9 protein-coding genes are annotated in these 9871 nt (G+C 62.1%); 2 read left to right on the forward strand and 7 right to left on the reverse strand.

Annotated features, from left to right (window positions below; translation table 11 throughout):
* Nucleotides 1-98: 98 nt before the first annotated feature.
* On the forward strand, nucleotides 99-869 hold the full coding sequence (locus AB1805_12240) for an ADP-ribosylglycohydrolase family protein (GenBank protein ID MEW5746192.1): 771 nt from the start codon (nucleotides 99-101) through the stop codon (nucleotides 867-869).
* A gap of 62 nt (nucleotides 870-931) precedes the next feature.
* Here the strand turns inward: AB1805_12240 and AB1805_12245 are convergent, their stop codons facing one another.
* The 7 genes from AB1805_12245 to AB1805_12275 all read right to left on the reverse strand — a co-directional run bounded on the left by AB1805_12245 (nucleotide 932) and on the right by AB1805_12275 (nucleotide 8900).
* Nucleotides 932-1912 (reverse strand): MlaD family protein, encoded by a 981-nt coding sequence (locus tag AB1805_12245; GenBank protein ID MEW5746193.1) that lies wholly within the window; start codon nucleotides 1910-1912, stop codon nucleotides 932-934.
* 115 nt (nucleotides 1913-2027) lie between these two features.
* Nucleotides 2028-2759, reverse strand: a complete 732-nt coding sequence (locus tag AB1805_12250) for an ATP-binding cassette domain-containing protein (GenBank protein MEW5746194.1) — start codon at nucleotides 2757-2759, stop codon at nucleotides 2028-2030.
* Nucleotides 2756-3514, reverse strand: coding sequence for an ABC transporter permease (locus tag AB1805_12255; GenBank protein MEW5746195.1), 759 nt, complete (start codon nucleotides 3512-3514; stop codon nucleotides 2756-2758). Before AB1805_12255 ends, AB1805_12250 begins: the two co-directional genes overlap by 4 nt.
* Before the next feature lie 102 nt (nucleotides 3515-3616).
* Nucleotides 3617-4558, reverse strand: coding sequence for a lysophospholipid acyltransferase family protein (locus AB1805_12260; GenBank protein MEW5746196.1), 942 nt, complete (start codon nucleotides 4556-4558; stop codon nucleotides 3617-3619).
* Nucleotides 4559-4609: 51 nt separating this feature from the next.
* Complete coding sequence (locus AB1805_12265) at nucleotides 4610-7144, reverse strand: ATP-binding protein (GenBank protein MEW5746197.1); 2535 nt, start codon at nucleotides 7142-7144, stop codon at nucleotides 4610-4612.
* A gap of 111 nt (nucleotides 7145-7255) precedes the next feature.
* Complete coding sequence (gene xerD, locus AB1805_12270; GenBank protein MEW5746198.1) at nucleotides 7256-8137, reverse strand: site-specific tyrosine recombinase XerD; 882 nt, start codon at nucleotides 8135-8137, stop codon at nucleotides 7256-7258.
* Nucleotides 8118-8900, reverse strand: coding sequence for a ribonuclease H-like domain-containing protein (locus tag AB1805_12275; GenBank protein MEW5746199.1), 783 nt, complete (start codon nucleotides 8898-8900; stop codon nucleotides 8118-8120). Before AB1805_12275 ends, xerD begins: the two co-directional genes overlap by 20 nt.
* A gap of 109 nt (nucleotides 8901-9009) precedes the next feature.
* Between AB1805_12275 and truA the strand changes: the two genes are divergently transcribed.
* Complete coding sequence (truA, locus tag AB1805_12280) at nucleotides 9010-9780, forward strand: tRNA pseudouridine(38-40) synthase TruA (GenBank protein MEW5746200.1); 771 nt, start codon at nucleotides 9010-9012, stop codon at nucleotides 9778-9780.
* Nucleotides 9781-9871: the final 91 nt, after the last annotated feature.

Here is a 9871-nt window from a genome sequence, read left to right on the forward strand (position 1 = left end):
AAAGCGGAGGAGGGAATGCGGTACAATCCCGGTATGGGCTCGTCATCGGGAAAAAGGACAGAGGCGGAACCAAAAACCAGGCGTTGGAGGATATTCCCGTGATCGGCGCGATAGCCGGCGATATCATCGGGTCCGCTTACGAGTGGAATAACGTAAAGACGACCGACTTTCCCCTCTTCGGTCCCTGCTCGCGCTTCACCGACGACACGGTGCTGACGATAGCCGTTGCCGACTGCATCATGAACGGAAAGGATTACGCCCTCACCTTCAGGGAGTATGGAAGACGATATCCTGACGCGGGGTACGGCGGCATGTTCGGGCAGTGGCTTTCGGGAGACGATCTATCGCCCTACAACAGCTTCGGCAACGGCTCGGCCATGCGCGTCAGCCCGGTGGGCTTTGCCTTCGACTCCCTGGAAGCGGTGCTCGAAGAGGCGGAGCGGAGCGCGGCAGTGACGCACAACCACCCTGAAGGGATCGAAGGCGCCCGGGCCGTTGCTGCGGCGGTCTTCCTCGCGCAGAGGGGCGAAGGCAAGGCGCGCATAAAAGAGTACCTTGAGGAAAGCTTCGCCTACGATCTGGAGAGGTCTCTCGACGAAATCCGGCCGTCCTACCGTTTCGACGCCACCTGCCGGGGCTCGGTGCCGCAGGCGATACGGGCGTTCCTCGAATCGGAGCACTACGAGGACGCGGTACGCAAAGCGGTATCGATCGGCGGCGACAGCGATACGATCGCCTGCATCGCGGGCGGCATCGCTCAGGCGTACTACAGGACCATTCCGGATTGTATTCTCGAACGGGTGAGGGCGATAGTGCCGCCTGATCTACTCGACGTAGCGGACCGTTTCACGGGCAGGTACGGTCTTTAGCGGGACCGGGGCCCCCGGCTCCCGGCGCTTTGCTGAAGGCTGACAGCTGATAGCCGCTTCACCTAAAACAGGCTGAACTTGAAATACTTCCTCGGGTTCGCCTTGATGTCCTTCGTCAGATCCCTGAGCTCGCCGACGGTCTCGTTCAGCCCCCCGATGGTCTGCCGCAGCTCGGAGGCGAGCTCTTTATCCTTGACGAGGGCGCCGGCAGCGCCTTTTCCTGCATCGATCTCTTCGAGCAGCGCAGTGAGCTGCTTGGAGGCCATGGTCAGGTTCTCGTAGAGGGCGGGGTCTTCGGCGAGCCGCTTCAGCGTGCCCTGGCCCTGGTTCATCGTCCTGCCGAACTCTTCCACCGACGCGGTGGCAGCGACCATCTTATTGTAGAGCGAGGGGTCCTTGACGAGCTTCTTGAGCGACCCCTCGGCGGTCTGCAGGTCATTGACGAGCGCTGCCAGGCCGGACGTCGTCTGCTGCAGGCTCTCGTAGAGCGCGGGGTCCTTCACGAGCTTGGCGATCGTGCCCTCGCTTTTTTCGAACTGTTCTATGAAGAGGCCGAGCTTGGTGACGAGCTCGGTCACCTGCTGGAGGGATTCAGCGCTGGTGTCGACGAGGTCTTTTATCTCGAGCTGCGCCCGCCCCTTGATCACCCCGCCGGGACTGAGCTGGGGCGCCTCCATCGAGCCGCCGCTCAGCTCGACGTATTTGTCGCCCAGAAGCCCCTGCGTCAGCACCGTAGCGGTCGCATTCTTCCTGATGTAGGGAAGCACCCTCTCCTCAACAGCCATGGTGACGAGGGTGCCGTGCTCGGGATGGAAGCGCATCTCCTTGACCGACCCCACCTCGATGCCCGAGAGCCAGACCGGCGCTCCTTTCCTCAGGCCCCGCACATCCTGAATCTGCGTCACTACCTTCACCTTGGGAACGAAGAGGTCCTCAATGTTGCCGGCGAAAAATACGGTGAGCAGCACCAGCAGCAGGGCGATGGTCAGGACAAGGCCCACCCTGAGCTTCGACCACGCAAGCTGTTTCTTCCTCTCGAACATTACCGCCTCCATACTGTAGAAAACCGTTCAAACCGCCAACGAACCGTTCAAGTCGTTCAAGCCGCTCAAGCAGTTCAAACTGTTTAAACGGCTTAAACGGTTTGAGCTGCCTTTTTTATTGTACCCCCAACTCGCTCATGAAAACCCGTATCTCGGGGATAGGGGAGCGCATCAGCGTCTCTCTGTCTCCGTCGAAAACGATGTCGCCCTGCCGCATGAACATGAACCGGTCAGCCACCTTCATCGCGTCGAAGATTTTATGCGTCACGATGATCAGCCCCTTGCCGCCCTGCGCCAGGTCGATGATGAGCCTGCATATATTATCGGCGCTGACCGGGTCGAGCCCGGAGGTCGGCTCGTCGTAAAGGAACATCTTCGGGTCGCAGACCGCGAGCGACCGTGCAATGGCGACCCTCCGGTGCATCCCGCCGCTCAGCTCGTCCGGCATGAGCTCGATCGCGTGCTCCACCCCGACCGTGCGGAGCAGGGACCGCACCCGCCGGTCGATCTCCTCCTCGCTCATCGCGGTATACTCCCGCAGGGTGAAGGCGACATTCTCCTTCACGCTCATCGAGTCGAAGAGGGCGCCCTCCTGGAAGACGAGGCTGAACTTCAGCCGCACGTCCCGCAGCTCGCTCTCGCTCTTGCGGGTGATGTCCTCTCCGTCGATAACGATCCTCCCCTCGTCCGGCTTCAGCAGCCCGAGGATCAGCCTGAGGATCGTGGTCTTGCCCTCGCCGCTCCCGCCGAGGATCGCGACACGCTCGTGCATGGCGATCGAGAAGCTGATGCCCCTCAGCACCTCCCGGCTGCCGTAGGAGAAACGGACGTTGTCGAAGACGATCATACCGAAAACCCCAGCACGTAGAGCAGCGCCCTGGTGAGCACGAAGTCGGCGATGATGATCGCTATGATCGAGAGGACCACCGCCCTCGTCGTCGTCTGCCTGAGCCCGACCGCGCCGCCCCGGGTCGTCAGTCCCATGTAGCAGCTGACGCTCGATATGAGGAACCCGAAGATGAACGGCTTGACCGCCCCTGAAAAGACATTCTCGAAGATCAGCACGTCCCGGATGGAGTTCCAGAAGACATAGCTGCTCTGGTTGCTCACCTGCACCGCGATATAGTAGGCGCCGAAGAGCGAGACCGCGTCGCCGACGATGGTCAGGGCCGGCAGCATCACGACAGCGCTCACCATGCGGGGGGTGACGAGCTTCTTTACCGGGTCGACGCCGAAGACCCGCAGGGAATCGACCTGGTGGCCGAGCACCATCGACCCGAGCTCCGAGGCCATGCCGGCGCCGACCCTGCCGGTAAAGACGAGCGCGGCCGTCACCGGCCCGATCTCCCTGACGATCGAGATGCCGACCGCCCTCCCGGTGTACATCTTGAGCCCGAGTATCGAGAGCTCGGCAGAGAGCTGGAGCGAGAGGGCCATGCCGATAAAGAGCGAGACGAGGATGATGATGAGCGACGACCCCGCTCCCGCGTAATCCATCTGCTCGATGGTGTCCCTCAGGTAAAAAGGCCGCCGGAACACGCCGGCCATGCCCCTGAACGAGAGCAGGTAGTAGTCCTGGAGATTGTTTATGAGCTCTTTCACTCTCATCTTCTTACCTTAAAAGACCGTTCAAACCGTTTAAACAGTTCAAACCGTTTAAGCCGTTCAACAAACCGCTCAAACCGCTCAAACCGTTCAAACCGTTCAAGGTTGCGCCATGCTCTGCTGGACGGCGCTGCTGCCCGTCCGTTTCCATCTCCGGTGGATCCAGAGCCACTCCCGCGGGTCCCGGCGTATCACGGCCTCGATCGCGGCCGAAAAACGCTCCGTATCTTCGATCAACGCCTCCTCCGCACGCTCATTGGTCGAGAGAGGGATCTCGGGATAGATGGTGATCACATGGCCGTCTCCTTTGCGGCTGATGAAGACAGGCACGACCGGTGCGCCGGTCTTCCTCGCCAGGAGGGACGGCATCCTGGTGGTCCAGGCCCCTCTGCCGAGAAAGGGCACGACGAATCCCTCATCGCTGAGTACTGCCTGGTCCATGAGAATGCCGACAGTGCCGCCCTTCCGCAGGAGGCCCAGTATCTGCTTGAGCGCGCCCTGCTTGTAGATGACCGCGTTCCCGTAGCGTGCCCTCACCCTCTCGATGAGCGCGTTCAGGACAGGATTGTTCTGTCTCCGCGCAACCACCGAGACCTTCCCGGTCTTCACCCCGAAGGCGAGGGCCATCAGCTCCCAGTTGCCGTAGTGCCCGGTGATGACGATCACCCCCCGCCCCTTTTCCTGCGCCTTGCGGTAGTGCTCGAGGCCGCGCAGCTCGGCGCCTGCAACAATCGCCCGGCCGCGGCCGAAGTATATCTGCAGCACCTCCGCGAAAGACCTGCCGACATTGACGAAGCTCTGCCGCGCGACCTCTCCGGCCTGCGCTCCTGAATCGAGCGCCCCCTCCTGCTGCGCCCTCAGGATATTATCCACGGCGACGGCCCTCCTGCTGCCCCAGAGCCGGAAAAGCAAAAGGCCGAGGACCTCCCCGACCTTTACCGCGGCATTACGGGGGAGCAGGGCTATCGGAAAAGAGACCGCGACGAGCAGCGCGGTCTCGAGCAGCCATTGCATCCGTTTCACCATCCGCTTCCGCATCATGCACCATGCACGCCCCTCATCGCGGCAGCGGAGAAGGGCGTGCGGTGCAGCTCAGCCTTCCCTCCTCCGGTACTGTTCGAGCGCTGCAGTCAGCTCCTCGACCCTGCGCAGGAGATGCGGGACCGCGCCCTCCCCTGAAGACGAGGAGCCGTCTTCCTCTCCCCGCGGATGGAGCGACGCCACCGCGCTTTCGAGCACCTGCTCCTTCTTCTTCTCGAGCGCGGTCGCTATCTCTTCCAGCCGCTTCATGACGCGGTAGTTCACCGTTCCTTCGGGATAGGTCCCGTCCTCCTGCATCGCTCCCGCCGGCATGCCGGTGAGGATCTCGAGCCCCTCCTCGACCTTGTCGATGGGGTAGATGACGAAAGTGCCCGCCTTCACCGCGTCGATCACTTCCTGCTTGATCATGAGGTGCTTCACGTTCCTCCGGGGTATGATGACCCCCTGCTCGCCGGTGAGCCCCCGGGCCTTGCAGAGATCGTAGAACCCCTCGATCTTTTCATTCACCCCGCCGATGGGCTGGACATCGCCGTTCTGGTCCATCGACCCGGTCACGGCAAAGCTCTGCTTGAGGGGGATGCCGGCAATGCTGCTCAGCAATACATACAGCTCGGCGCAGGTGGCGCTGTCCCCCTCGATCATCTCGTAGAGCTGCTCGAAGGTGATCGACGCCGAGAGGCTGATCGGCCGTCTCGTCGCGTACCTGCTCCCCAGGTAGCTCGTGATGATCATGATCGCCTTCTCGTGGATCCTGCCGCTCATCTTGGTCTCGCGCTCTATGTTCACGACGCCGGCCTTGCCTATGTAGGTCCTGGCGGTTATCCGCGACGGCTTGCCGAAGCTGTAATCGCCTATCGAGAGGACGGCGAGCCCGTTCACCTGCCCTATCTTCTCGCCCGAGGTGCTCACGATGAGGGTGTCTTCCAGCGTCGCTTCCCGGAGGCGGTCCTCGATCCGGTTGACCCGGTAGATCTTTTCGTCGAGCGCCTTGAGCACATGCGTGTCCTTCACGACGGAGCTGCCCTCCCGGGACGCCCAGTAGTGGGCCTCGCGGACGAGGTCCGCCAGGTAACTGAACTTCGTCGAGAGCTTGAACTGGTGATCCGCGAGACGCGACCCGTATTCCACGATCTTCGATACCCCGCTCCGGTCGAAGGGCAGAAGATGCTCCTCCCGCTGCACATTGGCGATGAAAGAGGCATACTTCTCCATATTCTCGGGCGTCCGCTCCATCCTGCTGTCGAAGTCGGCCTTGACCTTGAATATCTCGCGGTACTCCTCGTCGAGGTTGTACAGCAGGTAATAGAGATAGGGATTGCCGTGGAGGACGACCTTCACGTCGAGCGGGATCGGCTCGGGCTTGAGCGCGGTCGTGCTCACGAGCCGGTACTGCTCCCAGATGTCCTCCAGCCTGATCTCCCTGTTCTTGATCGCCCGCTTGAGCGCGTCGTAGGAGAACATGTTCTTCAGGAGGTCCATCGCATGGATGACGATATAGCCGCCGTTGGCGCGGTGGAGCGAGCCCGACTTGATGAGCGAGAAGTCGGTCGTCGCCATGCCGTACTGCACCTTGTACTCCGTCCTGCCGAAGAGGTTGAAGTAGGTGGGGTTGCTCTCGACCACCACGGGGGCGCCTTTGCAGTCGGCGTTGTTCACGATGACATTGATGCTGTAGCGCACGAAGGAGACTTCCTGCTTCGGCATCTTCATGAACGGCAGGGGCGGCGCCTGCTCCTCGGCCGGCTTGAAGTCGTCGAGATGGGTCAGGATATCCTCCATCACCGCCTTCAGGTACTCGACGATCCGCGTGTTGTCCTTGTACTTTTCCTGGAGGTCGTGCACGAGGTGCCAGACCGCTCCCAGGGCGATATCCTTTTCGAGGTTCGAGAGCGACTCCTTGACCTCCTTCTCCGCCTCCCGCACCGCCCGGATGATATCGTCGAGCTTCTCCTGGAGCGACTTGCCGATCTCCTCGACCCGCGCCCGGGTCCGCTCGTCGAGGGCGGCGAACTCCTCTTCGGTCAGGGGCTCTCCCGACTTCTTTATCGGGACGATGAGCAGCCCCGAGACCGTCTTCCGTATGGCGAACCCCTTTGCCTGCGCTTCCTCTTCGAGGCTCGAAAAGAGCTCTTTCTGCTTCTGCTGGAACTCCTCTATCTTCCTGCTCCGCTGCTTCTCGTACTCCTTGGACTCGAAGGCCTTCGGGAGGTCCGCCCGGAGCGTCTTGACGAGCTCGTTCATGTCTTCCTGGAAGACGACCGCCTGCCCCGGCACCAGCGAGACGGCGAGCGGCGCATCGGGATCCTTGAAGTTATAGACGTAGCACCAGTCGCCGGGGATCGGCTCCATCGCAGCCCGCTCCGCGAGCAGCGCCTTGATGGTCCGCATCTTCCCGGTGCCCACATCGCCGAGGGCGTAGATATTGTAGCCTTTGCTCTCGAGGCTCAGGCCGAAATCCATCGCCTTCAACGCCCTGTCCTGTCCGATCGTCCCCGGGAATTGGTGTATGTCTTCCGTGGTGGTAAATTTGAAGAAATGGGGCTCGCAGCACCGGTACAGCTCTTCAGCTCTCAATTTCTCGGTCATCGTTTTCTCCTCCCCGATAGTACAGCGTCAACTGTGGCGCACAACGGCGTGGAACGCACCGCACCAGCCCGGTTACCCTGATGATACCCTCAGTGATGTAAGAGAGCCCCGCTACGTGGCCCGCGGGTGATGCTTGGTATAGACCTTCCTGAGCCGGTCGCTCGAGACCTTCGTGTAAATCTGCGTCGTCGTTATGTCGGAATGCCCGAGCATCTTCTGGACCGACCGGAGGTCCGCCCCGCCGTCGAGCAGGTGCGTCGCGAAGGTATGCCGGAGCGTATGCGGCGTGAGCGTGACCCCCGCCGCTTTCCCGAAACCTTTCAGCGCCTGCCAGAACCGCTGCCTCGTCATCGGCATTCCCCTGTTGGTGATGAAGAGGTGGGGCGACTGCCGGTTCTTGAGCATCCGGGGCCGGAGCTCCTCGAGATACCGCCTGATACGGTCCGCCGCCCTCCGGTTCATGGGAACGACCCGCTCCTTCGCGCCTTTGCCGAAGACCCGCAGGAAGCCGGCTTCGAAATTGACCTCGTTGATCTTGATCGCCACGATCTCGCTCACCCGCAGCCCCGAGGCATAGAGCAGCTCGAGCATGGCGGCGTCCCTCAGGAAGGTGCTGCCGGGCAGCTCCACCTCGAGCAGCGCCCTCATCTGGTCGATGCTGAGTGCCTTCGGGAGCCGGTCCCACTGCTTCGGGGTCCGGAGCGCTTCGGTAGGGTCTTCGGCGATGATCCGCTCGATGATCAGGTATTTGCAGAAGCCCTTCACCGAGGAGATGAGGCGGCGGACGCTCGCCGTCGAGTAGCCCTCGCTCTTCAGCTTGCCGATATACGCGGTGATATCGTCCCTGCCGAACGCGGTTATCTCTTTTCCCTGCTTCTCGAGGAACGCGGCGAACGCCTTCAGATCGAGCGCGTAGGAGGCGGCGGTATTTCGGGACAGACCCCGTTCTATCGAGAGATAGGAGACGAACGCTTTAATTGCGTCTGCAGGCAAGATGTTCCTCGACCCCGGTCGCCGTTTTGAGCTGCCTGTACAGTATATCCGCCAGCTGGAGCAGGTTCATGGTATCCTCTCTGTTGTACCGCAGCAGCAATTCGCGGGCCTCCGCGCTCCCCTTCCTGAACTGGTCCCAGAGCTTCACGGCAGCGTAGCCGTCCATGCCCCTCACCGCCTCGTCCCGGGCGATGCCGAAGAGCGCCTCGAGCTTCTTCAGGCCGCCGTTGATGTCGAGCCGCCGGGCGGCGAAGCAGAGGTCGAAATGCGGGATATCGAACCTGATCCCCGGAAAGGAGCGGAGCAGAAAGGGGATGTCGAAGGACGCCCCGTAAAACGTGATGAGGCACTTGTAGCCGGCGAGCGCGCTGTTGAGATGCTCGACCGTGAGGTTCTCCCCGCGCACGAAGGAGCGCCAGGTACGACCGTCGTAGAGCCCGACGACCGTGGTGTAGCCCCCCTGCCCGGGCTGGAAGCCGTTCGTCTCGATGTCGAGGCAGACGGCGCCCTCCCTGAAGGTATCGAACAGGCGCCAATGCTCGCGCCGCTTCATGATCCGGGCGAAGTACTCGGCATTGCCGGCGCTGAGCTCTGCGGACGACTGCATCAGCACGTTGTCATAGATACTCTTTCGTTCGGGGCTGATCCCCTCGATCTCGCTGCAGGTGCAGAACTCGTCCCATGTCAGAATGCCTCTTCTCCAGATGCGGCGTTCGAGCTTTTCGCCGACGCCGTTGAGCAGCGAGAAGGTATGTCGTATCACTGCTACTCCTTTCAGTCAGCCGGTGCTGCAGGGAGGGCTATCGCGCTTTTTCTGCTCTTATTATACTCTTTATCAGGTGCGGCGACAACCTTGTGGTAAACTATTCCCCATGCGCACGGTCAGGCTCACCCTCCAGTACGACGGCACCCGCTACCAGGGATGGCAGGTGCAGCGGACGGGCGTAACGATACAGGGCCTGGTGCAGGAGGCGCTCGCGGCGACCACGGGCGAGCGGGTGACCGTTATCGCCGCCGGGAGGACCGACGCGGGGGTGCATGCCCTCGAGCAGGTCGCGGCCTTTCGCAGCGCAGCGCCCCTCGCCCCGGAGGTCTTCACCGCTGCCCTGAACGCCCGCCTCCCCGAGGATGTGCGGGTAATGGAGAGCCGCATCGAACGCGAGGACTTTCACCCGCGCTTCAATGCCAAGGGGAAGGTCTATGCCTACCTGATCGCCCATGAGCGGGTCCTCTCGCCCTTTCTGCACCGCTATGCATGGCGGGTCACCGCCGGCCTCGATCTCGAAGCGATGGGACAGGCCCTTGCGGTGCTCAAGGGAACCCACGACTTCTCGTCCTTCAGGGCGAGCGGCTGCGGGGCCCGCAACCCGGTGAGGACGATAACCGCGGTATCGCTGGCGCGCCACGATCGCCTCGAGTTCATGACGATGGCGCTGCGGGGGGATTTCATGACGATCCGCATCGAAGGCGACGCCTTCCTGCGGCATATGGTACGGAATATCGTGGGGACGGTCGTCGAGGTCGGCAAGGGGAGGCTGAGCATCGCCGATATGGAGAATATCCTGCTCGCCAGGAAGAGGCCCCTCGCCGGACCCGCCGCTCCGGCGCGGGGCCTCTTCCTGGAGCGGGTACTCTATCCATAACAAAGCCCGGCCGTAAAAAAACCCGGAGCGCCCGCGGGCGTTCCGGGTTTTGTGAAGTATCGATGCCGGGGATGCCGCGCCTGCCGGTTAC

This window comes from Nitrospirota bacterium (assembly GCA_040752355.1).
In the GTDB taxonomy this organism is placed as follows: domain Bacteria; phylum Nitrospirota; class Thermodesulfovibrionia; order Thermodesulfovibrionales; family Dissulfurispiraceae; genus JBFMCP01.

Coding starts and splice junctions, on each gene's coding strand:
- AB1805_12245 (MEW5746193.1), bottom strand. CDS start 1,912: ATGTTCGAGAGGAAGAAACAGCTTGCGTGGTCGAAGCTCAGGGTGGGC.
- AB1805_12250 (MEW5746194.1), bottom strand. CDS start 2,759: ATGATCGTCTTCGACAACGTCCGTTTCTCCTACGGCAGCCGGGAGGTG.
- AB1805_12265 (MEW5746197.1), bottom strand. CDS start 7,144: ATGACCGAGAAATTGAGAGCTGAAGAGCTGTACCGGTGCTGCGAGCCC.
- truA (MEW5746200.1), top strand. CDS start 9,010: ATGCGCACGGTCAGGCTCACCCTCCAGTACGACGGCACCCGCTACCAG.
- AB1805_12260 (MEW5746196.1), bottom strand. CDS start 4,558: ATGATGCGGAAGCGGATGGTGAAACGGATGCAATGGCTGCTCGAGACC.